This window comes from Nitrospinota bacterium (assembly GCA_016208975.1).
Classification (GTDB): domain Bacteria; phylum Nitrospinota_A; class UBA7883; order UBA7883; family JACRLM01; genus JACQXA01.
Map to the genome: position 1 here is coordinate 2,011,481 of JACQXA010000004.1, position 24,143 is coordinate 2,035,623.

The window sequence follows — 24,143 nt, forward strand, 5'->3', positions numbered from 1 at the left end:
TCAAACCGGGAGGCTTATTCTCCGTCCCCCTGCACCAGCCACATCAATTCCTGGATGACATCGTGCAGTTGGGCGGACTGCTCGGAAAGGGTCTGGGCCGCCGCGGCGGTTTCCTCCGACCCGGCGGCGGTCTGCTGGGTTGTGTTATCCAACTGTCCCACCGCGATGTTGATCTGCGCTATCCTGTCGGCCTGCTCGGCGCTTTTCCTGGCGATGGTCTCCACGGTCTGCCCCACCTTCTCCGCCGAGACTGATATTCCCGATAGCGATTCGGACAGTTTCCCCACAAGATCCACCCCGTCCTTGGAGCTTTTGTCCGCCGTGGTAATGAGGCTGGAGGTGGTTTTTACCGCCTCGCCCACCCGCTGGGCCAGGCTTCGCACCTCTTCGGCCACCACGGCGAAACCCTTGCCATGCTCGCCGGCCCTGGCGGCCTCCACCGCCGCGTTCAACGCCAGCAGGTTCGTCTGGAACGCTATGTCCTCGATCACCTTCATGATGCGCGATATTTCCATGGAACTTTTTGAAATGCCGCGCATGGCGTCCATGGCGCTCTCCATCCGCTTGCGACCCCCGGCTACCGACGAGTTTACCTCTGTCATCAGCTTTTCGGCCATGCCCGCCTCGTCGGCGTTTTCCTTGGCCGAAGAGGCCAGTTCGCTCAATGTGGCGGAAGTCTCCTCCAGCGAGGCCGCCTGCTGGGTGGCCGCCTCGGCCAGGGCGCGGGACGCCTCCGCCACCTGGGAGGACGCGCTGTCCACAGCGTTGGAATTGTCTGTCAGTTGCCCCACCACACCCGTGAGCGGCGCGGTGACGTTTTTCCTGGTGAAAACCGCAAGCAGGGCCAGCAGGGCTAAAAGCTCCACGGCGATTATGCCAGCTTGCCAGGCGATCCCGGCGGTTATCCGTTTGTCCGCCGACTCCATGGAGATGAGCATGCTAACACCGCCGTTAACGCCCCCCAGCTGGCCTTCGTGACAGTCCAGGCAACGGATCATGCCGCCGCGGCTATCCACAATGATAAAAGGGACCACAGCCCTTAATTGGCGATGGCCGGAGCCGTTGACGATCAAAAATTCGGGCTTGCCCGTTTCCAGCACCCTCCGTTCCACGTCATCCTGGGGCTGTTCACCCGGCAAACCTTCGCCAAACTGGTCGGTGACCGACTTGCTTCTGAAAATCCGCAACTCATCGAGCCCCTCGATGGTGCCTTTCATGAGCTTTGTGAAATACTCCCGCTCGGCGATGGTCCCCTGTACCATCATCGTGTTCAGGGAGCTTAATACTGTTTCCGATACGCCATTGGCGTAAGAGCGGGTCTGCTCGAACGCGGTGGCTTCCTGGTCCTTGATCGACCACCAGGCGTTGAAGCCGAATACGGCGATGATGGCCACCGCCAGGGAAACAATAAGCTTGGAGCCAAGGGACAGCCTGTGATACCAATCAATCATAATCCTAGCCTAGCCGCTGGTTTTAGTTGAACGAATTGTCACTGGATATGATGCCCTGGCCGCTTGATCAGTAAATCCCCCACAGCCTGATAGCGGACATTGCGTGAAGCTTATCCCAAATTTTCACGCTTGGGGAAAAAAATGCGCCGCAACCCGGTTTTTCATCAAGATTATCCAGCGGCATGCGCCCGGGATCACGTTTTAATACCCATTCCCATAGGGCCGGTAACGGCCAATCTTCCAAGTGGAAAGCCGGGTAAAATCCAGGGGAAAAGTAGTTCTTGACATTAAATGAGGGTTGGGGTAAAAACAGCTGTAATTTGGGTTGGACAAAAGTCTAGCCCGGTATTCCTGATTATTCAAAAAGAGAAATAAATCAAGCGTTTCTCGTCAAACCGTCCGTATAGTTCTTGTCGTTTTAGGGGTTTATTACTGGCGGGGTTTTGAATATCAGGAGGGATGTTTCAGAAAAAAAGCCTTTATGCGCCGTTGTTCACGGCGCGGGTTTTTGAGCAAGTTTCCGGCCACCTGGGTGTCCGGGAATTAGGTTTTTCAAACATTCTAGCAACCATTTTTAAAGGGGGAGGGTATTGTATGGCGCATAATGAAGGCCATGCGGGCCACACGGTCCACCACTGGGAAGTAAGCGCGTATCCGCTTATCCTGGTGGCCGGTATTTTCTTTGCGTTGCCGATAGCGTTCGCGCTGTTCTTCCAGTATGGAAACGGCACAATGGCCGCCGCGGCCCTTGGTATCGGCACACCGCTTCTTATCTGGGGCGTCGCCGGTTGGACCAAGGAAGGCGTGGCCAACAGGGATAAAGAGCACGGGTATGCCCTTACCGGCCTTCCCATCTTCATCGTTTCCGAGGTGCTCATATTCCTTTCGCTGTTCGCCTCTTACTGGACGCTCCGGCTTTCGGCCTCCGTATGGCCCCCCGCCGGTAGCCCCGAGATCGGCATCACGATACCTCTGGTCATGACGGTGATACTGGTCAGCTCCTCTTTCACATATCACCTGGGCGAAATGAGGCTTGAAGAGGGTGACAACAAAGGTTTCACCAACTGGCTGATCATTTCCATCCTGCTTGGCGCGTTGTTCCTGGGTTGCACCGCGTATGAGTACAACCACCTGATCGGCGAAGGTTTCGTGTTCGGCACCAACGCCAAGAGCACGGCTTTCTTCTCCATTACCGGTTTCCACGCCTCTCACGTGCTGGTCGGCCTGGGCGCTTTCGTCGCCGTGCTGATACCCGCGCTGGGCGGCGCCATAAGCCACACCTTCGCCAAAGGGGCCGGGATTTACTGGCACTTCGTCGATATCGTGTGGTTCTTCGTGGTGAGCCAGATTTACCTCTGGTAATGTCACGGGAATAGGTGAAGTGAATACGCTTGGCTCACGCGCCGTCTTTATGGCGGTGGTGATTATGACAGCGGTGGCGGCTGGCGCCTCCGCCCAGAACGGGTTTCGCCCGCCTGACTCGGAATTGGATCCCGAGGTCCTCAGGGTGGACGAGAGCGTGTATCTGGGGGTGAAGCCGGCCAGGGAGACCGCCCTCGTTTTAGACGATGGCCGGGAGGTGACTCTGGGGGATTTCCGGGGCAAGCCTCTTATTCTGGTCCTCTCCTATTTCACCTGCGACGGTTTCTGTCCGGCCTTCAACGCGGACCTGCAAAAGGTCCTCGAGAAGGTGGAGGCTTTGAAAAACGTGAAAATCGGCGACGATTTCACGGTTCTTACGGTCTCTTTCGACAAGAACGACACGAAGGATTCGTCGGCCATGTTCCACCGCTCCATGGGTATGTCCGGGAAGATCGGTGATAACTGGCGGATGGCCACCTTCAAGGACCCGGCGGACCTGGCGAAAATCACGTCGGGGCTTGGGTTCAAGTTTTTCTGGTCGCCGGCGGACAGGATGTTTTTCCACCCAGGCGTTTATTACTTCATGTCGCCCGAGGGGCGGGTTGTGAGGATACTTCAGCATTCCGTAGCGGAGCCCAGAGACATGGAGCTGGCGATAATCGAGAGCAAGTTCAACAAGCTTGCCCCCTCGGAGGCCGGTAACATGGTGATGAGCATGTGCTACAGCTACAATTTCAAGGAAGGCAAGTACGGTCTGAACTACCCACTCTTCATCTCTTTCGGATCTTTGGTTACGGGAGTCACGGCGTTTTTATTCGCCGCTAATTTTCAGAGGAAAAAGGCAAAAAGAGGCAAGGAGAGCTAATATGAGGAAACTGGCGTTTACAACGGCTGGCCTTCTGGCCGCGCCGTACATGGCTTCGGCGGCCGAAGAGACTGAGGCCGTCAAGGAAGCCGTCATCAACGACCCCTCGGAGGGGTGGGAGATTCTGTGGCACCACGTGCTGATAGACCTGACGGCTATCGGCATACTTTTCGCCCTGATTGTGGCGTTTTTCATGCTGTCTTACCGCAGGAAGAGCGAGAACGAAGAGGGCTCAAGCCCGAAACTGACGCTGGGCGGCTCGCTGGCCTGGACGCTGGTGCCTGTTTTCGTGTTCCTGGCTGACGACTTCTACCTGGCCGCCAACGGCTGGAAACTGTGGAACGACCAGCGCCGCGTACCCGATAACGCCATGGAGGTAAAACTTACCGCCATGATGTACAACTGGGAGTTCCAGTACGACAACGGGACCCTTTCCGACCCGGACGCCGATGGCAGGCCCGTGCTGGTTGTGCCCCAGGGCAAACCCGTGGTGGCCCGGATGCATTCGGAAGACGTGGTTCACTCTTTCTTCCTTCCCAGCTACCATATTAAGGAAGACGTGATGCCCGGCAGGATAACCTACCTGTGGTTCTACCCGAAAAATCTTGGCGAGACAGTGCTGACCTGCACCGAGTATTGCGGCGTGGGCCACTCCAGCATGTACGGCAAGGTGAAGGTTGTTCCGGCCGCCAAGTTCGAGGAGATGATGCTGGCCAAGACCGGCGCCGCTCCCGCCGCCGCTGAAGCCGCTCCGGCTGAAGCCGCTGGCGCTGAAGGGGCCGCTCCCGCTGAGGGCGCCGCTCCGGCTGAGGGTACTTCTGCCGCTCCCGCTCCGGGCGCCGGCAAATAACATATCGAGGGAATTAAAGGGAGATTGATATGAAGGAATGGCTTTTTACCACCGATCATAAAAGGATCGGGGTCCTTTATCTGGTGGGGTCGATAGCCGCCTTTGCAGTGGCGGGTATCATGGCCCTTCTGATAAGGATCGAACTGTTCACCCTTGGGCCTACGCTCACGGATGACGCTACCAACTACAACGTGTGGCTCTATTTCCACGGCGCGGCCATGATCCTCGCCTTCCTCATACCGGGGTTGACGGGTTTCCTTGCCAACTACCTTGTTCCGATAATGATCGGCGCACACGACGTGGCTTTCCCCAGGATCAACGCCTTCTCGGTGTGGCTCTTCTGGTTCGCCATCGTGCTGGCCCTTCTTACATTCGTGATACCCGATCCGCCTGACGTTATGTGGACCGGCTATCCCCCTTACTCCGTGCAGACCTCGGGTAACACCGCGTTCTACGTGTTCACCGTGCACCTTCTGGGCTTCTCGTCCATCCTTGGCGCCGTGAACTTCCTCTGCACCGTGATCTACATGAGGGCTCCCGGCATGGGCTGGAACCAGCTCAACTTCTTCGTGTGGACCACCGTGGGCGCTTTCGTGATCCAGCTGATCTTCATCCCGGTGCTGGCCGCGGCGGTGACCCTGGTACTCTTCGACAAGTATTTCGGCACAGCGTTCTTCTCCCCGGCAAACGGCGGCGACGTTCTGCTGTACCAGAACCTGTTCTGGTTCTACTCGCATCCGGCGGTGTACGTTATTCTGCTTCCGGCTGTCGGCACTTTGATGGACATCATCTCCACCCATGCCCGTAACCCCGTCTTCAACTATAAGACTGGTGTTTACGGCGGCATTTGGGGTACCGTGGTCCTCGGCTCCGACGTGTGGGTGCACCACCTGTACACCTCGGGCATGGTGGACTGGCTCCGCATTGGCATGATGGTGACCACCCTGATCATCTCCGTGCCGGTGGGTCTGATGGTGATAAGCCTGGTGGGAACCCTTTACAGGGGCTCCATCAAGTACACCACCCCCATGCTGTACGCCTGCTCCTGCCTGTTCCTGATCCTCATCGGCGGCCTGACCGGCATACCGCTGGCCATGACCTCCGTTACCCTGCACCTGGCTGAGACATACTTCGTTATGGCCCACTTCCATTACATAATGGGCATCATGGCGACCTTCGCCGTGTTCGCGGGCGTGTACAACTGGTTCCCGAAATTCACGGGCCGTATGTACAACGAGAGCCTTGGCAAGCTGGGCTTCCTGTTTAACTTCATCGGCGTGAACGTGACCTTCTGGCCGCTCTTCGGTATCGGTATCGAGGGTATGCCCAGGAGGTATTTCGACTACGCCATGATGCCCCAGTTCGAGGGTACCCATCAGATCTCCACGATTGGCGCGGTTCTCATAGCCGTCGGTATGGCCATAACCATCCTTAACTGGGTGATAGGCGCCATCGCCGGCCCGAAAGCCAGCGACAATCCCTGGGGTTCCAAGTCCATGGAGTGGACCCATACAACCACCCCCCCTGGGCCTGGCAACTTCCCCACTCCCCCGACCGTGTCGGAGGATTGGTCGCCTTATAACTACGGCGGTCACACCGCCAAGACCATATAAGGCGGGTCATGTTTAACGCGGCGGGTCCGGGCTTTTTGCGAAGCTCCGGGCCCGCCGTTTTTAAATTAGCATTAGTAGTAGAGGTGCTGTGATGAACAAGGTATTGATCGGTCTGTCAATTTTTTTCACTTATATATTAATGGTCATGGGGAACATTGTGACCACAACCGGCTCCGGCCTCGGATGCCCGGACTGGCCGCTGTGTTACGGGACTGTCGTTCCCCCGCTGGAGATGCAACCCTGGATCGAATGGAGCCACAGGCTTCTGGGCGGAGCTACAGGCTTCTTGATTCTGGCCTCCACAATTTTCATATGGAAAAATAGCAAGGGCGCCGAAAAATGGCTCACCGCCGGGGCGCTTGGCCTACTTGGCGTGGGCGCGGTATTTGGCGGGATAATAGTTAAACTGGAGGCTCCGTTGCTTCAGGGCGCTCTTCATGTCTTCGTTATCTCGTTCCACATCGTACTGTCCACGATTATCTTTTCCCTCATGATCCTGGCTTTCAGGAAAGTAGGGGGCCAGGCCGCTAAACCGGGTGTTTTCTATCCGTTGATGTTCGGCCTCCTGTCGGCCCAGGTGCTGTTGGGCATTGTTGTCCGCTACAGCCAGGCCTCCATGGCCTGCCCGGATTTCCCGCTTTGCAACGGCCAGATAATACCCGAGTTCACGGAGCCCGGCATCGCCTTGCACTTTGTCCACAGGATCATCGCATACACCATATTCGCGGTTAGCGCGGGTTACGCCGCAATGGCCCTCAAGAACGGCGTGGACACCAGGAACGCCGTTATAACTTTCGCCCTGGTTTTTGCGCAGGCTTCTTTTGGCATCGGCTTGGTGCAGACCGGCATGTTCCTCCCCCTCATAGTCCTTCACGGGGCGGTGGGTTTCGGGTTGCTGGGCTGGATAGTTTATCTAACTGCGCCTTACCTTGTGGGTGGCGGCCAGCTTGAAGAGGCGCGGGCCTAAATGTATCAAACCACGGCGGCTTCCGTTGAGCGTCAGGTAACCATACGGTCCGCCGTATTGGATTACCTGGTTCTCATAAAACCGGGAATAGTCGCCCTGGTTTTGGTTTCCACTCTCGGCGGGATGTATATCGCCCAAAAGGGCCTTCCCGCCACTCCTCTCGTTTTCTGGTCACTGGTTGGCATTGCGCTTTCCACGGCCGGGGCCGCGACGCTGAATAATTTTATAGACCGGGACATAGACACCATCATGCGGCGCACATCCGGCAGGCCGTTGCCGTCCGGGTCCATAACGCCGAAGATGGCCCTTGTTATCGGGCTTGTCACCAGCGCGCTGTCGGTGGTCGTGTTCGCAAAATATGTGAACATGATGGCCATGTTCCTTTCAACCGCGGCCATTTTCATCTACGCCATACCTTATACGCTGTTATCCAAACGGGTAACGCCGCTGGCCACCTTTATCGGTGGAGTGGGCGGCGCGTTGCCTCCGGTAATCGGTTACGCGGCTGTAAAGCCCGGGCTGGACGTGGTTGCGTTCACGCTGTTCCTGATTATTTTCGCGTGGCAACACCCCCATTTCTGGGCGCTGGCGCTGAAATACCGGGATGAATACGCGTCGGCCGGGGTGCGGAACCTGCCTGTGGCCCGGGGCGTTTTAGAGACCAAAAAGCAGATACTGGTTTGGGCCTCGTTGCTGGCCATGGTGTCCACGCTTCCTTTCATCATCGGGGTGGCGGGAAAGGCTTACCTGGCGTGCGCCATGGTTTCCGGCGTGGTTTTTGTGGCGATGTCCCTATGGTTCCTAAGGTCCAGCCGCCCCGTGGCGATGTGCCTGTTCCACTACTCCATAGTGCATCTGCCCCTGTTGTTCACCGTAATGGTTGTTGATATTATAAAATCCTAGCCTATTGAAAGAAGTCATGACAGATAAGGCAAAAAAGTTCTTCGTGTCCCAGCGGACGCTGGTGATATTCATAATCATCGTTATGGTAAGCATCGCTGGCACTTTTGTGTGGCGGGTAGCCTCCCACGGTTATCGCTAGGCTCTTCCTGAAATATCCATTTGCGATAAAATAGCCGCCGGATTTTTATTTCGGCAGTGTCTCAGTTTGAAAGTACAGGGGAGATTCTTCACTTACGCTCAGAATGACAATATAAAAGCCGTTGATAACATTGTCATCCTGAGCGAAGCGCAAGCGAAGTGAAGGATCTGTCTATTGTTTGGGATTCAAACTGAGACTTACCGGGGAGCCTTCCGGAAACCTCGTCATGCCCAACCACGTGGTTGAGATGGGTTAAAAACCCCTGCTTCGGTTTCAGCTCTTGCAACATTTCCAACGCCTGCTCCACGGTGAAATGGGTGGGATGGCTTTTTAAGCCCAAGGCTCCAAGGATAATTGTGTCCATCCCGTAAAGCCGCTCCATGGACTCCTCCGGAATGGCGGAGCAGTCCGTAAGATATGCTGTTTTGTTGAAGATATAGCCGAATATTGGCAACTCCCCGTGCATTATCCTCACCGGCTCCACCGGCATATCCTTCACAACCACCGGGGCGTCAATGGAGTGGAGCGACAGCTTGGGTTTGCCACCGCCGGTTTCAGGAAGGCCGTCGAAGATATAGTGGAACATGGTTTGTATGTTGCGCAAAGTGCCGGAGGAGCCATAACACGGTATGCGGCCCTGGCCGATGAAATTGAAACTTCTAAGGTCATCTATGCCGTGGATATGGTCGGCGTGATGATGGGTGTAGAAGACCGCGTCCAGGCTTTTAATACCGGCGTTAAGGGCTTGAGTTCGAAAGTCCGTGGAGGTGTCCACCAGCAAGCTGGCGGAGCCGCTTTCCACCCATATGGATGAGCGGAGCCGTTTGTCCTTTATATTTGTGGACTGGCACACCGGGCAATCGCACCCTATAAGGGGTACGCCGGTTGATGTGCCCGTGCCAAGAAACGTAAGCTTGCCCATTTGGTGAGAAAAGATACCGTCATCAAGAAGAGTACCCGTTTATTTTAGCAAAAAAACACCGGCAGGGGAGGGCGCAATGGAAAAGAAGCGTAAAGCCTTGTTTGGCGTGAGCAACGTGTATTATCCTTTAACTGCGAAACGTAAAAAATAAAAAGCCAAACTACGCCCGGCCAGCCGGGCAAAACTTATGGAGGGCGCCATGGGCGGATTCCAGTTTCACGGGAAGTTTTACAGGACAGACAGCCTTGGGTACATGACGGATTTCCACGAATGGTCGGAAGATGTAGCCAGCCACATAGCCTCCATGGAGGGGGTCAAGCTGACAGAAAAGCATTGGGAAATCGTGAATTTCGCCAGGGATTATTACAAGCAGTACAAGATCGCCCCCCAGATACGCATATTAAAGAAGGCGCTCAACGAGAAGCTGGGGGTGGAGAAGAGCGACAACAAGTATCTTTACGACCTGTTCCCCAAAGGCCCCGCCGCCCAGGCTTGCAAGATAGGCGGATTGCCCGTCCCGCCCGGGTGTGTGGACATCAACAACTAACCTTACCTCGGCGGCGCGTCTATAAGGGTGAAAAAGGTTTTGGATTGGGCGGTTATAGTTACCAGATGTTCAGCCTTTATCCGCGCCTGGTCGCCAGCGGTGAAGGTTTGGCCGTTTATGGTCAATTCCCCCTCAGTGATATAAACGAACAGATGCCTGTCATTTTCCGGCCGTAATTCCACGCTCTCTCCCGCTGTAAGCCTGCCCAGGCTTATGGATGCATCAATGTTTAACGGTAATGTCCCTCCCGCGCCTCCTTCGGTAGCGAGGGGGGTGAAACAGTCATGGCCCTCCGAGCAAGGGATGTTTGCGTAACCATACCAGGGTTCCAGCCCCTTTTGCCCAGGGGTAATCCATATCTGGTAAAGATGGGTTGGAACGGAGCCCTCGTTGAATTCGGAGTGGACAATACCCGTGCCTGCGGTCATTTTTTGGACTTCGCCCGGCTTTATCACACGGCTATGACCAAGGCTGTCCTTGTGGGTAAGCTCACCCTCCAGAAGGATGGTGACAATCTCCATATCCTGATGAGGGTGCATGGGGAATCCGCCGCCGGGATTTACCACATCGTCGTTAAAAACCCGAAGCCTGCCGAACCCCATGTTGGAAGGGTCGTAATAATGGTCGAAGGAGAATATCCAGTAAGTGGAAAGCCAGCCACCATCAAAATGGTATCTCTGGGCCGCCGGGATTTTTATAATCATGGCTTAAACTCCTTGCTCGGCGGCTGGGTAGGGTGGTTATCCGCCGCTCTTGGCGTGAAGGATGTCCGAAATTTTATTCTTATCGCACAATACATCCGCCAGGGTGTATTTGTCCAAAGTGTCTAGGAAACCTTTCATGGCCTGCCCGAAAACGCCGGTGAGCTTGCATGAGCGGGTGATGGGGCAGGTGTTCCTCTCCGAACTGAAACATTCAGCCACTTCCAGCCGGTCCTCCATGTGGCGAACGATGGCGCCCACGGGGATGTCTTTCGGATCCATCCCCAGGGCCAGCCCGCCGCCCTTACCCCTCACGGTCTTGATATAACCCAACTGGGAGAGCCTGTGCACCACCTTCATCAGGTGGTTTTTGGAAATCCCGAAACTGTCGGCGATTTCTTTTATGGTCACAAGGTTGGCCCCGTTAAGGCCGAGGTATATCAGCACCCTGAAAGAATAATCGGTATGGCGGGTCAACTGCATGTTACTTCATCCATGGTTGGTAAAACATAACCGCGCCATTATTATTAACGGCGCAAAAGATATATCTTTAACCACTAATATAAACCTATCTTTTTTTCGAATCAAAACAAAACATCGGCTTCCCCCTTTATTTGCCGAGTTATAGTTTGTGGAACAGGTAAAAAATCCAGGCTGGATACCGGCGCTAAATGAGCGGAAACTCCAGCCGTTTGTTTTGAGTTGAATTGTTTCTAAAGTAGGATTAATTTATCGAAAGTGGGGGCTTGGCGTACATGATGGGACGAGGAGTGGCGTATTCCATGTATATCCATGGGCGATTTATCCTGTGCCTGTGTGTTTTCGGATACCCCGCATGAAAACACTGGGCCGCTACCAAATCCTTGAAAAAATCGGAAGCGGAGGAATGGGTCTTGTATATAAAGGCCTGGATCCCAAAATAAACCGCCCGGTGGCGCTGAAGATCATCCGCTCCTCCACGATGGGGCAGGAAGCCCAATCATCCCTGCATCTGGCCGAGCGGCTTTTAGTTGAGGCGCAAGCCGCCGGCCGCCTTTCGCATCCATCCATCCTGACAATATATGACGTAGGCGAGCAAAAGCTGAAGGATGGCTCACTGTGCATTTACATCGCAATGGAATTTCTGGAAGGAAAACGGCTGGACTGGCACATAAAGAACAATACTTACACATATATCTATAAGAAGCTGAACATAATCCGGGAAATCGCGGAAGGGATGGAATATGCGCACCGCCGCAACGTCATCCACCGGGACCTTAAGTCGTCCAACATAATCATTGTTGATGGGGATCACCCCAAGATCATGGATTTCGGCCTGGCAAAGATTCCGGACTCGTCTATAACTCTCACGCTTTCCGGCACGATCATGGGCACTCCAAGTTACATGTCCACCGAACAGATATACGGCAAGCCGGTGGACCACAAGACGGATATTTATTCCTTGACGGTCATTCTTTTCGAAATTATCAGCGGCAAGAAGCCATTTACCGGGAACAATATCACCTCTATAATCTTCAACGCCATCAGCCAGCCCCCGCCCATGCTGAATAACCTGAATCCTGAACTGGGGGGGGCTTTGAACTCGTTCATTCAGAAAGGGCTTGCCAAGAAGCCGGAAGACCGGTTTGAGAATTTCACCGAATATCTTGAATCGCTCAACAAGATAATATTTTCATCGCAAATGGCCGAAACAATGCCCGTGGCTCCGGCGATGGAAAGCGCGCAGGCTGGAAGCCTCCCTGTAACAACGCCCCGGCTTGAAGAAACGCCGCTGAAAGCTTTCGTCAATGAAATGCACTCCGGATTAAAACATCTCCCCGACCTTGAAGAAAGCACGAAAGACCTGGCGGAAGCCGCCCCGCCGGTGAAAGGGCCGCTGGAAATAGACTCCGACCAGATCAGGCGCAAGAACGGCGACCTGGTCAAATTGAGGGTCAAATTCACAAAACTGCTTTCCAAATATACCGATATTTCGTACAGCATTGACGAAAAAGGGCTGGCCGATTGCCTGGACAAGTCGCTCACGCAAATGGGTTTTTCGCTCCACACCGGCATTTCAAGCCCCCTTGAAAGTTTTGTCAAGCAGATCAACCATGACATTAATCGCGGCCGTCTCTTTATCCTTCTTTATAAACATAAAGAATCCGGATATGACATGGTCAAGCTTTTCAGGGAGCTTCTGAAGCTCAACCCCGAAATAGACATGGGCGGCGTCATCCCTCTTTTCCGCGGAATCGTTAAAGAGGATCAACAACAGGCCATGCTCCGGTTTCTCGGGGACGCCGGGGTAAGATTCACGATTTTTTTCACAAAACAGGAATCGGTCGAACACAACGTGGCCGAGATCTTAAGCGGACTTGTCCAGTACAGCAATGTGATTTCCGGCCTCGGCGCGTCAAAGGAAAAAAGGGTGACCGAATCGAAAAAATACGGGATGGAGGATATAGAAATATACAAAGGCCTGCTGGAGCTGGGCGACATGCACATGAGATCCAACCAGCATGAGGAGGCCGCCAAGGTGCTCTCCGAAGCGGTCCAATTAAATCCGGATATCAATTCCCTCGTTAACCGGGGAGACGCAAAATTCAAGCGCGGCATGTATGTTGACGCCCTGAACGACTATCGGGAAGCCAACAAGCTCAACCAGGAGGCCCCGGCGCCTTACGCGAAGATCGGTGGATGTTGCATGACTTTGGGGAGGAACGAGACAGAGAAAGGGGACGCCGCAAGGGCCCAGAGCTGGTACGAGGCAGGCATCAAACGTCTGCTGGAGTCGGAAAAACTCATAGAACAGCAGGAAATCCGGTATGCGGATTCACCTGAGAAGCTACCGGGCAATCCCTACTTTCCCCTCCTTTCAGCAGTGCGCATGGTGGATTACGAGATGACCGGCATGGACGATATAAAGCGGGATTTCTCAAAGCTGGCCGGGCGTCTTGCCGAAAAGACAAAGAATATACAGGTGGAAGACAAGGAAACCGATATCGAAACGCTTATGGGCAGGGCTCTGGCGCTGGCGGCCAGCGGGAACAAGGCCGAGGCGGAAAGGATATTCATAGGCGCCTTGAAGCGGAATCCGGAGCATGTGTCGCCGGATTTCAACAATTACGCGGTTCAGTTAAGAAAGGCTGGTGAGTACTCGAGGGCTTATGGCATCTACCAGGAGCTTCTGAAATATCAGATCCCGGAAAAAACCGTTGTCATCGAGAACATGAAAACGGCAGGGATGAAGCACGCTCTTCAGCTTCGGAACCTGGGGCGCTTTGAAGAAGCAAAAGCAGTGTATAAAACCATGCTTTCGCTGGACGCGGGGGAGAAGGAGTGGATGTTTTGCGAGTTGGCCTCCATCGGCCTTGAATCAGGGGATCAGCCCGGGGCATGCAAGTGGTATAACGAAGCCATTTCACATAATCCGGATATGCTGAAGTCGGAAAAGTTCAAAAAATACCCGGAGTTGGAAAACATGTGCGGGTTGATGGTGAAAAAGCCCGCTCAAGATAACTAAAGAATAAGAGCCCTGAGGCGATATGCCTGTTCCGCGCTTAGCCCCCCCGAAATGCAAGGCTTACCAAGCCTCAACGATATAAAAGTTTATATGCGCGCAAATGCTTGGTTGCGCGACGTGAACGGTTATTATACTATTTATGTTTACGCGCCCGTAGCTCAGCCCGGATAGAGCGCCAGATTGCGGTTCTGTAGGTCGCAGGTTCGAATCCTGCCGGGCGCACCAACCAAACCGCCTTCAATTCCAAATTTCAAGCAGTTGCAAGTCCGATTTCCGCAATAGGCCCAAAACCCAATGACATCTGGCCAGGGGGGGGTATGCCATTTGCCAGCTTTGTGGTATTTCTAATTAGATGAAAAGGAAGGTAATCCTGGCTTCGTCCTCCCCCAGGCGGGCCGCGCTTCTAAACGACGCCGGGGTGGAGTTTGACATCGTCAAGCCGGACATCGACGAGACGCCGGATCCGGCGCTCACCCCGGAGGAGAACGCCCGGTTCATAGCCTTGCGCAAGGCCGAGGCCGTGGCCCAAACAGTGAGGGAGGGCGTTGTGCTGGCGGCGGACACAATGGTGGTGATAGACCATGAGATCATCGGCAAACCCGTGGACGCCACCGACGCCCGCAAGATGCTCCAGCGTATCGCCGGACGGGAGCATAAAGTGGTCACCGGGGTGTCAATCATCTGCGAGGGGAGCCGCCGCCGCTGGGCGCATGTTGAGGTGAGCTTCGTCCGGTTCAAACCGGTGGCCGACGGGGATATAGAAGCGTATGTGAACACCGGCGAGCCTCTGGACAAGGCTGGAGCTTACGCCATACAGGGCGGGGCCGCAGGGTGGATAGACGGATACAGCGGGAGCCTTACAAATATCATCGGCCTTCCCATGGAGCAGGTGGCCTGCGCGCTGGAGTCCATGGGGGTAAAGGTCAGCCGGGGGAGGTGGGGCGCATGCCGTTAATCGGGTTGACCGGGGGGTACGCCTCTGGGAAAAGCTCCGTCACCGCCATGTTCCGCGAACTTGGCGCCGACGTGATAGATTGCGACATCCTGGCCCGGCAGGTGGTGGAGCCTGGCGCCGAAGGGCTGGCCCAGGTTAAAGAAAAATTCGGGCCGGGAGTTATAAGTGAAGACGGAACCCTGAACCGCGCCGCGCTTGGAGCCATAGTGTTCAACGACAGGGGAAAACTTAATGCGCTGGAGGCGGTTCTCCACCCCCACATCCGCCAAAGGCTTTTCGCGCAGTCTCAAAAACTTTTGGCCGCCGACCCCAGGAGGATCGTAATAGTGGACGCGGCCCTCCTTTTCGAGACGGAGTTGAGCCGCCATATGGATAAATGCATCGCGGTCACCTGTCTTAAAGCGCAACAGGTGGAACGGGGCGCGAAAAGGGACAAAATCAGCCCGCAGGACGCTGAAAAAAGAGTGGCCCTCCAGATGCCCATTTCGCAAAAAACGGCCCTGGCGGATTACGTGGTGGACAATTCCGGCTCCGCCGCCGCCACCCGGGCTCAGGTCGAGCAAATCTGGAACAGCCTCAAAGAAGTGGGGAAATAATTCCACATATTATGTGGGGTAAATTCCACATTTATTAGTTTTCCCTCCAGTTTTAGACTCAACGTACCCGTAGCTCTGCCCCCAACATTCTTAGGATTCAAGATGTTCCAGCATGGTTATGACATGGGCACGGGAATTGATTATGTTTTTCCAGATATAGGGGTAGCCGTCTTCAAATGGTGGCGGCGTGGTAAGAAATTTTCCCGGTTTGAAAGGGCTTGGACATGACGGATGAACTGACAAACCTTACCAAGGCCGAGCTTATGGCGTTGGCGGCGAAGAAGAAACTACAGGTTTCGTCATCCATGAAGAAGGAAGAAATCATAAAAATGTTAAAACCGGCCAAGGCCGTTAAATCGGCTGTGTCCGCCAAGGCTTCAAAGCAGAAAGGCTTCTTGAGCGCCGCTGGGAAGGCCAAGAAGCAAGCCGCCAAACCGGCGGCCAAGTCCGTAAAAGCCAAGGCTGTAAAACCGGCCGTCGCCCCGGTCAGGAAAGAAGCTCCAAAAGCCGGAATCAAGGCGGCTTCCGGCAAGACAAAGGCCAAGGCTCCGGAAAAGGCGATGGCTAAAGCGGGGCAGGCCAAAGCGAAGCCTGTTGTAAGGGCCGCAAAACCGGTAAAAGCCAAACCCGCGCTGGTGGCGGTGAAGTCACTAGTCAGGAAAACACCGGTTAAAAAAGCGCCATTTGCTCCGGCTGTCCAGGCTTCCATGCCGCCGGTGGAAAAGCGGATGGAGTATAAAACGGCGGTTAACGACTCCAACACAGGGCCCACGAGATCCACTGTTTCAGCGGCGGTGATGTCCGGGGTTTCCGCGGGGCCCAAGCTCTCCCAGCCCAAACCTGCAATACAGCAGGGGGCGGGAAGGGTTCAGGAGCCCGTGGCAAAGGTGGAAACGCCAAAGCCCGCGAAAGCTCCAGCGGTTAAAGCGCCTGCGGCGAAACCGGCGGCGGCAAAACCCGCTCTGGCGAAGGCGCAGTCCAGGGAGTCCGGCAGGCAAGCGCCTCTTTCCAGGAATGTGGCCGCCCAGACCAATGGCCGGGGGTGGGACATAAAAATAGACGAAAAAAAATTTTTCATAGCCGACGAGGCCTACGACTACCCCAAGGCAGAAACGTCCAATTTGCCGTCCGAGTATGGCGATACCAGGATAATAGCCCTGGCGCGGGACCCTTATAAGCTATACCTGTACTGGGAACTGCAGGGTGGCGCGGTGGAGCGGGCCCGGGCGGCCTTGGGCAAGGATTGGGCGCAGGTGCGCTGGTCGTTGAGGATTTTCGATGTCAGCGGGCTTGCCGAGGGTTTTCACCGGTATTTTGACGTGGATGTGAACCCCAATTCGGGGAGCATGTATCTGGAAGTGGACCGGGCGGACTGCGAATATGTGGTCACCATGGGCCTGAAAGATGAAACCGGGCGGTTCGAGCAGGTGGCAAGCTCCAACAGGTCCCGCACACCCCGGGCCGAGGCATCCTCCTCCACCGACGCCGAATGGACTGTGCCGGACGACCTGTTCGCCCGGATCTACGGCCTTTCCGGCGGCTACATGGCGGGGTCTGGAAGCCTGGAGTCATCAATGTTCTCTCTGCCCGGCGTCTCGTCGCTGGCGGTTTCCAGCTGGCAATCGGTATCCAGTTTCGAGGTGTCCAGTTTTGGCGCTTCGGAGCAAATGGCCGCCCGCGCAAAGAAACGGGGCTTCTTTTTCTGGCTGGATTGCGAGCTGATAGTTTACGGCGGCACCGAGCCGGACGCGAAAGTTACCATGATGGGCAAGAAAATCAACCTCCGGCCCGATGGCACTTTTACAGCCAGGTTCTTCCTGCCTGATGGCATATTCGACATACCTGTAACCGCCGAATCATCCGATGGGGTGGAGAAACGGGAGATTTCCCCCACAGTTACCCGCGCCACCCGCCGCAAGGAGGAGTTTTTGATACCGGAAGAGGAGTGGCTTAAAAAGTAGGTGGTGGATTACATGAGACGCAATGCAGGAAGGCGCGGGGTGGTATGATGAAAGGCTATCTGGCCCTGGTTCTGCATGCCCATCTACCCTTTGTGCGTCATCCGGAGCATGAGGAGTTCCTGGAGGAGGACTGGCTTTTTGAAGCCATAACCGAAACCTACATATCCCTCCTGACCATTTTCGAGGGGCTGAAAAAAGACGGGGTGAGGTTCCGGGTGACCATGACCCTGTCGCCTACGCTGATATCCATGCTCCGCGACGAGCTTTTGCAGGAGCGCTACCTTAAAAGGCTCGGCAAGCTTACAGACCTGGCGGAACTGGAGATAGGACGCACCCGATTCTCCCCAAAGCTCAACGAACTGGCCGCCATGTACCGCTGGAGGTTCGAGGAGGCCCGGGAACTTTTCGAGAAAAAATACAACTGCGACCTGGTGGGGGCTTTCAAGACATTCCAGGACGAGGGGTACATAGAAATAATCACCTGCGCCGCCACCCATGGCTACCTGCCCCTGCTGGCGGTGAATGAGGCGGCTGTGAAGGCCCAGATAAAGGTGGCCTGCCAGCAATATGAAACCGTTTTCGGCAGGAAAGCCCGGGGCATCTGGCTTCCGGAATGCGGTTACCAGCCGGGGTTCGAGACGTACCTTAAGGATGAGGGCATCCTTTTCTTTTTCACTGACGCCCACGGGGTGCTTCACGCCGAGCCCCGCCCACGCTATGGTGTGTTCGCCCCCATTTACACAAAAGACGGCGTGGCGGTGTTCGGGCGGGACGTGGAATCCTCCCGGCAGGTGTGGAGCGCGCGGGACGGGTATCCCGGCGACCCGGTTTACCGGGACTTTTACCGGGACATCGGGTTCGACATGGACATCGAATATTTGAAAGATTACCTAGCGCCGGACAACCTGCGGAAAATGACCGGCATAAAATACAACCGGATCACCAGCAGGGAATCCGGCGACAAGGAGCTTTACGTTTACAAAGACGCCTTGAACCGCGCTTCGGAGCACGCCGACGATTTCGTGAGGCGCCGCATGGAGCAGATAGAGAGGCTGGAGGGGTTGATGGACAGGCCACCGCTCATCGTGGCCCCTTACGACGCGGAGCTTTTCGGCCATTGGTGGTTCGAGGGGCCGGAATTCCTGAATTTCGTACTCCGCAAATGCGCCATGGAAAGCGACAGGCTGGAGACCATAACGCCCTACGATTACATAAGGATATTCCCGGCCAACCAGATGGCGGCCCCATCCGCCTCGTCCTGGGGGCACAAGGGTTATTCCGAAGTCTGGCTGGATGAGAGCAACGACTGGATATACCGCCATCTCCACAAAGCCGCCGACCGCATGGTGGAACTGGCCCGGGTGAAAAGGGAAGGGAACAACGGGCTCATCGAGCGGGCTTTGAACCAGGCCGCGCGGGAGCTTTTACTGGCGCAATCATCGGACTGGGCGTTCATCATGAAAACCGGCACCATGTCCCAATACGCCGAGAAACGCACCAAAGAGCACCTGGCCCGGTTCAACCGGCTGTATGACGACGTTGTCCACGACTCGGTGGATGAAGGTTATCTCAAGGAACTGGAGGGTTCCGACAACATCTTTCCGGACATCAACTGGCGCGTTTATACGGCGTAGAATCCTATTTACCCCACACGCCCTCAAGATGATCAAAGACAGAGCCGATAGCGATGAATCCCCCCAAGGGAATTGAGGAAGGCGTGACAAGCTCAACCACTCGGCTGAACATTCCGCCAGATGGAATAAAGACGCTATGGCTGGTGATAGCCCTGGCGCATGGGATGGCGTTTTCAATCCATTGTCTGGCTTCTTGGGCGGTGTCCCACCTGGCTCCGGCATAACCCCCTGTCCCGCTTTTCGACAGATACAGAAGGCTGTTTGTGTTCAACAGCCCAAGCGCCAAGCCTTTCCGGGCGACTCTGGCCATCTCCTTCACCGCTCCGGCTGGATTGGCGACAAAACAAAGGCTTGTCACCGCTACGCAATAGTCAAAAGATTTATCGCTGAATGGAAGGGCCTCGGCGGAGCCTTGGGCGAATGCGCCGCCCACTGACGATTGGGCGAACGCGATGTGGGGCCAACTCTTGTCCAGCCCGGTCACGCGCAGGCCGGCGCTTTGGAATCTTCGCGTGAAATGGCCCGTACCACATCCTGCGTCAAGCATGGAATCGCCCGGCCTGGGGGACAATAATCGCCAGAGCGAGTGGAATTCGATGTCACTAATCCACCGTCCCCTGGGTGTGGCATACCATGCGTCGTAATCAGCAGGAGTGGCGTTCATGTGTAACGTCGTGAAATGGTTGGCGGAGAGTGGATTAAACCCACAACCTCCATCTTGCAATGATGGGATCCGTCTTCCGGATGAACTAACCGCCTGTTGTGAGAAATTTTAACATAACATGGATAATTATCATTCCCATCATGGTCATACATTCAGGCAGACCCCGGCCGTTCTTAAAAAACCGGATGTGTGCTAAAATCTGCTTATTGAATCCCATCAACCAAGCTGGAGGCCGGCCGTCATGGCGGACGAGGAAAAAAACAACGAAAAAGACATGGAGGTCCTCACCCGTGCCATCGTGGAAGCCATCACAAAGTCCCGTGACGTGCGGGACGCCATAAAGCGCCTGTCGGAAGGGGAGGAGGTCTGCTCCAAATCCTTCATGGTCCTCATGCTCAAGGTTAGGTCGCTGGCGGAGTCTATGGGGTTTGACGTGGCCGATGAATGCCGCCATGAGCCGTTGAAACCCAGAGCCACCGGAAAGCCAGCCGCGCCTCCACAGGAAGATGTGGTGAAACTCTCCGGAAGAGTGGAAGACGGCAAGGCGTTATCGGACAGCGAATCGTTGTTCCGGGACTATCTGGCGGAAAAGTTCGATCAGGACGCCTGGCTGAAGAAGCTGGGCCTTAAACTCTGAGAGTATAAACAAATAAAGCGGAGGCCGCGCCGTGAGACCGTGGTTGGCCGCCCTGGCTTTTTATGCGGCCATTTCGCTACCGGCTCCCGCGTGCACACAAACAATGAACAGTTCCAGCCTGGCCGGATCCAAACGGGTAATGCTGGAAACCCACCTCCGGGGCCGTGGCATCACCAATCCCGATGTCCTGTCCGCCATGGAGGATGTTCCGCGGGAACGGTTTGTGGACAAAGCCTTCTACTACAACGCGTACGACGATAATCCCCTGCCCATTGGCCTTGGGCAAACCATAAGCCAGCCGTATATAGTTGCGCTGATGACCCAGGTTTTGCGCCCCAAACCCACAGACAAGGTTTTGGAGGTGGGCACCGGCTCCGGATACCAGGCGGCGGTAATCTCCCGCATTGTGGAGCGGGTGTACACCATCGAGATAGTAAAACTCCTGGCCGACGAGGCCGCAAAGCGGTTTCGCGAGTTAGGGTACGACAATATAGAATCCCGGGCTGGCGACGGATATGGCGGCTGGGTAGAGCATGCCCCTTTCGACAAGATAATAGTGACCGCCGCCGCTCCCATCGTGCCCAAACCGCTGGAGGAACAGTTAGCCGAGGGGGGCCTGCTGGTGATGCCCGTGGGCGGCTCGTATGTTCAAGACCTCCTGCTGGGCGAGAAAAGGGGGGGTGTGGTAAGCTACAAAAACATCGCCGCCGTCCGGTTTGTGCCGCTGACCGGCAAGGCTGAAGAACGTTGAGTTTGACTGGTTCCTGTAACGTTTTTGGAGTTGGGCCGGTTTGAAGAAATATATTTGCGTCCACGGGCATTTTTACCAGCCGCCCAGGGAAAACCCATGGCTTGAGATCATCGAAGTCCAGGATTCGGCCAACCCATACCACGACTGGAACGAGCGGATAAACCGGGAATGTTACGCGCCCAACACCGTGTCGCGGGTGATGGGGGCCGATGGGCGCGTGGCGGCGCTGGAAAACAATTTCGAGATGATGAGTTTCAACATAGGCCCCACCCTGTTTTCCTGGCTGGAGAAGAACGACCCGGACACCTATCTGCGCGTTATCGACGCGGACAAGTACAGCCGCTGGGAGAACGACGGCCACGGCTCGGCCATCGCCCAGGCTTATAACCACATCATAATGCCCCTGGCTTCCGACCGGGACAAGGAAACGCAGATAAAATGGGGCCTGGCCGATTTCATCTACCGGTTCGGCAGAAAACCGGAGGGCATGTGGCTTCCCGAGACGGCGGTGGACAAAAAAACCCTCCAGATGCTGGCCGATCACGGAATCTCGTTCACCATACTGGCCCAGTCTCAAGCCAAGGCGGTGAAAGAGAAGGGGACTACGGAGTGGCAATCCCTAAGTAGCGGCATAGACCCAAGCCGTTCCTATCTTTGCGAGCTGGACGGGGGGCGCTCCATCAACCTGTTCTTCTACGACGGTCCCATAAGCCAGGCGGTGGCTTTCGAAGGGCTGTTAGCCAGCGGCGACAGGTTCATCGAGAGGCTCAAAACAGGTTTTTCCGACGCGCGCCAGTGGCCCCAGCTTCTCCATATCGCCACCGATGGCGAGACATACGGGCACCATCACAGGTTTGGCGAGATGGCGCTGACCTACGCGCTCAACAAGTTCAAGGAATCGGAGGATGTGATCCTGACCAACTATGGCCAGTTCCTCTCCATCCACCCGCCCACGTTGCTGGTGGACATACACGATAATTCCTCCTGGTCGTGCGCCCACGGCGTGGAGCGGTGGAGGAGCGATTGCGGATGCAAGATCGGTAGCGGTCCGGGCTGGAACCAGAAATGGCGAGGCCCGTTGCGGCGGTCGCTGGAAATACTGAAGGTGGAGCTGGACAGCGTTTTCGAGAACGAGGGGGAGAAGGTTTTCAAAGACCCGTGGGAGGCGCGCAACGCTTACATAGAGGTGATCCTGGACAGGACGAGGCTTGCCCCGTTCCTGGAGGAGCATGCGCGCCGCCCGTTGCAGGGGGAGGACAGGATAAAGGCCGCCAAGCTCATGGAGTTCCAGCGGAACGCGATGCTCATGTTCACCTCTTGCGGGTGGTTTTTTGACGATGTCTCCGGCATCGAGACCCAGCAGATTTTAAAATACGCCGCCCGGGCCATACAGCTATGCGAGGATGTTTCAACAGCCCGTCCGGAAAAGGAATTTTTAAAAGCCCTCAAAGAGGCCAAAAGCAACATCCCGCAAAACGGCGACGCCGAGAAGATCTATTGCAAACACGCCTTGCCCGAAAAGGCTTCCCTGGCGCGGGTGATGGCCAACTCCGCCATCGTGGCCGCGCTGAACCAGGGCGGGGCGGACGGCCTGGGCGAGTCTTACGCGGTGGTGGAGAACGACAGGGTGAGTGAAGATTATGGCGATAACACTTTGTCGCTATGCCGGGCGGAGGTCTCCTCTTCTGTGACGCTGGAGAGCGCCTCCTTCCTGGTGGCCACGTTGCGCCTTGGCGGGTCCGACGTTACCTGCTTTGTAAAGCCGGACGGCGACGAGCTTTCCTTCGGCCCGGCCGTAAACGAAATATATTCCGCATGGCGCAGAAAACCCCTCACTGAGGTGATACGAAAGCTAGACTCAAACTTCGAGGGCGGGGAGACCTTCATGCTCAAAGACCTTTTTATCGAGCAGAGGAGAAAGACCGTGGCCGGCCTTATGTCCCATCACGTCAGCCGGTTCACGGACACGTATAAACAACTGTTCTTCGAGAACCGCAGGATGATGGACTATTTCACCGACGCGGGCGTTCCCATCCCCTCCGAACTGCGGATGGCCGCCCAGTACATCCTGGAAAAAGAGCTTCTTTCGGTGACTCGGGACCTTGAGAACGCCGACAATCTCGACAAGCTGGCGGACCTTATGTGGGACATCCAGCGGTGGGGGCTGGATGTGAATCTGAACGAGGCGCGCAAGGCGGCCGAGGCCGATTTGTGGAAGAAGATGAATGGCGTGGTGAAGGCGCATGACCTTTCCCCGGTCCCCTCGATGATTAAGACGTTGCTGAGCCTCAACGCCGCGGGCCTTCAAATAGACCTGTGGAGGATGCAAAACCTTTTCGCCGAGGTGTATTTTGAGTCGGGCCGGGCCAAGGACGACCCGTTCTATGGAAGCAGACAGCTGAAGAAGCTTGGGATATTGCTCAGCTTCTCCTACGCCGAACCCAAGACGCGGGAGGCGTAAACGCGGCGCCCGGCGCCATTAGAAAAGCCAGCCGAACAGGAACGCGTACTGGATGTGGTCGGCGTCCCCCTTGGAGTCGAACAGGTTCACCTCGGTGCCTTCAAGTATTCGCACGCTCCCGCCCACCTGGAAATTCTCGAAGAATATGTAATTGAGCCCCACGGCCCCGAAATAGCCCGCCCGGTTGGAATCGGTATCCGACCCGGTGGGGGTGGATGTGGATCCCCCCTCAATTTTGGCCGTGGTCCATGAAACCCCCGCGGCGAGGTACGGCTCGATATTATCCAGCCTGAAATTGGTTTTGGCCCCCACGCCCAGCTCAACAGTGGTTCCGGTTACGGCGTAAGTCCCCCCGCCGGAAGAGGCTATCGCGTCGGCGCTTTTGCGTGAAGAATGGGCGGTCACCAAGAAATGCGCGGGCCAATATTCTTTGCCGAACGCCGCTTCCATCCCAACAACGGTTTGGGACTCCACGGGCTCCCAATATTTTTGGGTGATATTTCTTTGCCCCGCGATGATGTTGAAACTTCCCGTCCAGCCGCCGTCGTTATCCGCCGCCAGGGATGGGGTGGCAAGGAACATGGCCACAGCCGTTAGAAGCGCCGCAAGTCTCATGGAGTTCCCCGAAAAAGGTTTAAAAAGGGTTAGCCAAATATACC

General features: G+C 55.7%; 21 protein-coding genes and 1 tRNA gene. 16 read left to right on the plus strand and 6 right to left on the minus strand.

Going from position 1 to position 24,143, the window contains the following annotated elements; all coding sequences use genetic code 11:
• Positions 1-14: 14 nt before the first annotated feature.
• The gene (locus tag HY751_13355) at positions 15-1,451 is read right to left on the minus strand and encodes a methyl-accepting chemotaxis protein (GenBank protein MBI4667385.1); all 1,437 of its coding nucleotides are present in this window, start codon (positions 1,449-1,451) and stop codon (positions 15-17) included.
• Positions 1,452-2,045: 594 nt separating this feature from the next.
• On the opposite strand from HY751_13355, the gene HY751_13360 reads away from it, so the two are divergent.
• The 6 genes from HY751_13360 (at position 2,046) to cyoE (ending at position 8,011) form a co-directional block, all read left to right on the plus strand.
• On the plus strand, positions 2,046-2,813 hold the full coding sequence (locus HY751_13360; GenBank protein ID MBI4667386.1) for a heme-copper oxidase subunit III: 768 nt from the start codon (positions 2,046-2,048) through the stop codon (positions 2,811-2,813).
• A 64-nt stretch (positions 2,814-2,877) separates the two neighbouring features.
• Entirely contained in the window at positions 2,878-3,678 is an 801-nt protein-coding gene (locus tag HY751_13365; protein MBI4667387.1) for an SCO family protein, read from the plus strand.
• Position 3,679: 1 nt separating this feature from the next.
• Positions 3,680-4,528 carry a hypothetical protein gene (locus HY751_13370; GenBank protein ID MBI4667388.1) on the plus strand — a complete coding sequence of 283 codons (849 nt, stop codon included), beginning with the start codon at positions 3,680-3,682 and terminating at the stop codon, positions 4,526-4,528.
• Positions 4,529-4,557: 29 nt separating this feature from the next.
• Positions 4,558-6,141, plus strand: coding sequence for a cbb3-type cytochrome c oxidase subunit I (locus HY751_13375; GenBank protein ID MBI4667389.1), 1,584 nt, complete (start codon positions 4,558-4,560; stop codon positions 6,139-6,141).
• Between the two features lie 91 nt (positions 6,142-6,232).
• Entirely contained in the window at positions 6,233-7,108 is an 876-nt protein-coding gene (locus HY751_13380) for a heme A synthase (GenBank protein ID MBI4667390.1), read from the plus strand.
• Positions 7,109-8,011, plus strand: coding sequence for a protoheme IX farnesyltransferase (cyoE, locus tag HY751_13385; GenBank protein MBI4667391.1), 903 nt, complete (start codon positions 7,109-7,111; stop codon positions 8,009-8,011).
• A 272-nt stretch (positions 8,012-8,283) separates the two neighbouring features.
• Here the strand turns inward: cyoE and HY751_13390 are convergent, their stop codons facing one another.
• The gene (locus HY751_13390) at positions 8,284-9,072 is read right to left on the minus strand and encodes an MBL fold metallo-hydrolase (protein ID MBI4667392.1); all 789 of its coding nucleotides are present in this window, start codon (positions 9,070-9,072) and stop codon (positions 8,284-8,286) included.
• 199 nt (positions 9,073-9,271) lie between these two features.
• Here HY751_13390 and HY751_13395 point away from each other — a divergent pair, with 199 nt between their 5' ends.
• A complete protein-coding gene (locus tag HY751_13395) occupies positions 9,272-9,619 on the plus strand; it encodes a TusE/DsrC/DsvC family sulfur relay protein (protein ID MBI4667393.1) in 348 nt (115 codons plus the stop codon).
• A 2-nt stretch (positions 9,620-9,621) separates the two neighbouring features.
• On the opposite strand, the gene HY751_13400 is transcribed toward HY751_13395, so the two are convergent.
• On the minus strand, positions 9,622-10,323 hold the full coding sequence (locus HY751_13400) for a pirin family protein (protein MBI4667394.1): 702 nt from the start codon (positions 10,321-10,323) through the stop codon (positions 9,622-9,624).
• Positions 10,324-10,359: 36 nt separating this feature from the next.
• Complete coding sequence (locus HY751_13405; GenBank protein MBI4667395.1) at positions 10,360-10,803, minus strand: Rrf2 family transcriptional regulator; 444 nt, start codon at positions 10,801-10,803, stop codon at positions 10,360-10,362.
• 403 nt (positions 10,804-11,206) lie between these two features.
• Here HY751_13405 and HY751_13410 point away from each other — a divergent pair, with 403 nt between their 5' ends.
• From HY751_13410 to HY751_13435, 6 genes are all read left to right on the plus strand, one after another.
• Entirely contained in the window at positions 11,207-13,825 is a 2,619-nt protein-coding gene (locus HY751_13410; protein MBI4667396.1) for a protein kinase, read from the plus strand.
• A 147-nt stretch (positions 13,826-13,972) separates the two neighbouring features.
• Positions 13,973-14,050 (plus strand) — tRNA-Arg (locus tag HY751_13415).
• Between the two features lie 127 nt (positions 14,051-14,177).
• On the plus strand, positions 14,178-14,780 hold the full coding sequence (maf, locus tag HY751_13420; protein ID MBI4667397.1) for a septum formation protein Maf: 603 nt from the start codon (positions 14,178-14,180) through the stop codon (positions 14,778-14,780).
• Entirely contained in the window at positions 14,771-15,376 is a 606-nt protein-coding gene (locus tag HY751_13425) for a dephospho-CoA kinase (protein MBI4667398.1), read from the plus strand. The genes maf and HY751_13425 overlap by 10 nt, the downstream gene beginning before the upstream one ends.
• 224 nt (positions 15,377-15,600) lie before the next feature.
• A complete protein-coding gene (locus HY751_13430; GenBank protein MBI4667399.1) occupies positions 15,601-17,337 on the plus strand; it encodes a DUF4912 domain-containing protein in 1,737 nt (578 codons plus the stop codon).
• Between the two features lie 44 nt (positions 17,338-17,381).
• Positions 17,382-18,971, plus strand: coding sequence for a DUF1957 domain-containing protein (locus HY751_13435; protein ID MBI4667400.1), 1,590 nt, complete (start codon positions 17,382-17,384; stop codon positions 18,969-18,971).
• A 4-nt stretch (positions 18,972-18,975) separates the two neighbouring features.
• Here HY751_13435 and HY751_13440 read toward each other — a convergent pair whose 3' ends face one another.
• Positions 18,976-19,635, minus strand: coding sequence for a methyltransferase domain-containing protein (locus HY751_13440; GenBank protein ID MBI4667401.1), 660 nt, complete (start codon positions 19,633-19,635; stop codon positions 18,976-18,978).
• A gap of 241 nt (positions 19,636-19,876) precedes the next feature.
• On the opposite strand from HY751_13440, the gene HY751_13445 reads away from it, so the two are divergent.
• From HY751_13445 to HY751_13455, 3 genes are all read left to right on the plus strand, one after another.
• Positions 19,877-20,272 carry a hypothetical protein gene (locus HY751_13445; protein ID MBI4667402.1) on the plus strand — a complete coding sequence of 132 codons (396 nt, stop codon included), beginning with the start codon at positions 19,877-19,879 and terminating at the stop codon, positions 20,270-20,272.
• Between the two features lie 139 nt (positions 20,273-20,411).
• Entirely contained in the window at positions 20,412-21,023 is a 612-nt protein-coding gene (locus HY751_13450) for a protein-L-isoaspartate(D-aspartate) O-methyltransferase (protein MBI4667403.1), read from the plus strand.
• 40 nt (positions 21,024-21,063) lie between these two features.
• On the plus strand, positions 21,064-23,484 hold the full coding sequence (locus HY751_13455) for a DUF3536 domain-containing protein (protein MBI4667404.1): 2,421 nt from the start codon (positions 21,064-21,066) through the stop codon (positions 23,482-23,484).
• Between the two features lie 18 nt (positions 23,485-23,502).
• Here the strand turns inward: HY751_13455 and HY751_13460 are convergent, their stop codons facing one another.
• Complete coding sequence (locus HY751_13460) at positions 23,503-24,099, minus strand: outer membrane beta-barrel protein (GenBank protein ID MBI4667405.1); 597 nt, start codon at positions 24,097-24,099, stop codon at positions 23,503-23,505.
• Positions 24,100-24,143: the final 44 nt, after the last annotated feature.

Coding starts and splice junctions, on each gene's coding strand:
- cyoE (MBI4667391.1), top strand. CDS start 7,109: ATGTATCAAACCACGGCGGCTTCCGTTGAGCGTCAGGTAACCATACGG.
- HY751_13370 (MBI4667388.1), top strand. CDS start 3,680: ATGAGGAAACTGGCGTTTACAACGGCTGGCCTTCTGGCCGCGCCGTAC.
- HY751_13390 (MBI4667392.1), bottom strand. CDS start 9,072: ATGGGCAAGCTTACGTTTCTTGGCACGGGCACATCAACCGGCGTACCC.
- HY751_13410 (MBI4667396.1), top strand. CDS start 11,207: ATGGGTCTTGTATATAAAGGCCTGGATCCCAAAATAAACCGCCCGGTG.
- HY751_13425 (MBI4667398.1), top strand. CDS start 14,771: ATGCCGTTAATCGGGTTGACCGGGGGGTACGCCTCTGGGAAAAGCTCC.
- HY751_13430 (MBI4667399.1), top strand. CDS start 15,601: ATGACGGATGAACTGACAAACCTTACCAAGGCCGAGCTTATGGCGTTG.
- HY751_13440 (MBI4667401.1), bottom strand. CDS start 19,635: ATGAACGCCACTCCTGCTGATTACGACGCATGGTATGCCACACCCAGG.
- HY751_13395 (MBI4667393.1), top strand. CDS start 9,272: ATGGGCGGATTCCAGTTTCACGGGAAGTTTTACAGGACAGACAGCCTT.
- HY751_13400 (MBI4667394.1), bottom strand. CDS start 10,323: ATGATTATAAAAATCCCGGCGGCCCAGAGATACCATTTTGATGGTGGC.
- HY751_13435 (MBI4667400.1), top strand. CDS start 17,382: ATGATGAAAGGCTATCTGGCCCTGGTTCTGCATGCCCATCTACCCTTT.
- HY751_13460 (MBI4667405.1), bottom strand. CDS start 24,099: ATGAGACTTGCGGCGCTTCTAACGGCTGTGGCCATGTTCCTTGCCACC.
- HY751_13450 (MBI4667403.1), top strand. CDS start 20,412: ATGCTGGAAACCCACCTCCGGGGCCGTGGCATCACCAATCCCGATGTC.
- maf (MBI4667397.1), top strand. CDS start 14,178: ATGAAAAGGAAGGTAATCCTGGCTTCGTCCTCCCCCAGGCGGGCCGCG.
- HY751_13380 (MBI4667390.1), top strand. CDS start 6,233: ATGAACAAGGTATTGATCGGTCTGTCAATTTTTTTCACTTATATATTA.
- HY751_13360 (MBI4667386.1), top strand. CDS start 2,046: ATGGCGCATAATGAAGGCCATGCGGGCCACACGGTCCACCACTGGGAA.
- HY751_13445 (MBI4667402.1), top strand. CDS start 19,877: ATGGCGGACGAGGAAAAAAACAACGAAAAAGACATGGAGGTCCTCACC.
- HY751_13375 (MBI4667389.1), top strand. CDS start 4,558: ATGAAGGAATGGCTTTTTACCACCGATCATAAAAGGATCGGGGTCCTT.
- HY751_13405 (MBI4667395.1), bottom strand. CDS start 10,803: ATGCAGTTGACCCGCCATACCGATTATTCTTTCAGGGTGCTGATATAC.
- HY751_13365 (MBI4667387.1), top strand. CDS start 2,878: ATGACAGCGGTGGCGGCTGGCGCCTCCGCCCAGAACGGGTTTCGCCCG.
- HY751_13355 (MBI4667385.1), bottom strand. CDS start 1,451: ATGATTGATTGGTATCACAGGCTGTCCCTTGGCTCCAAGCTTATTGTT.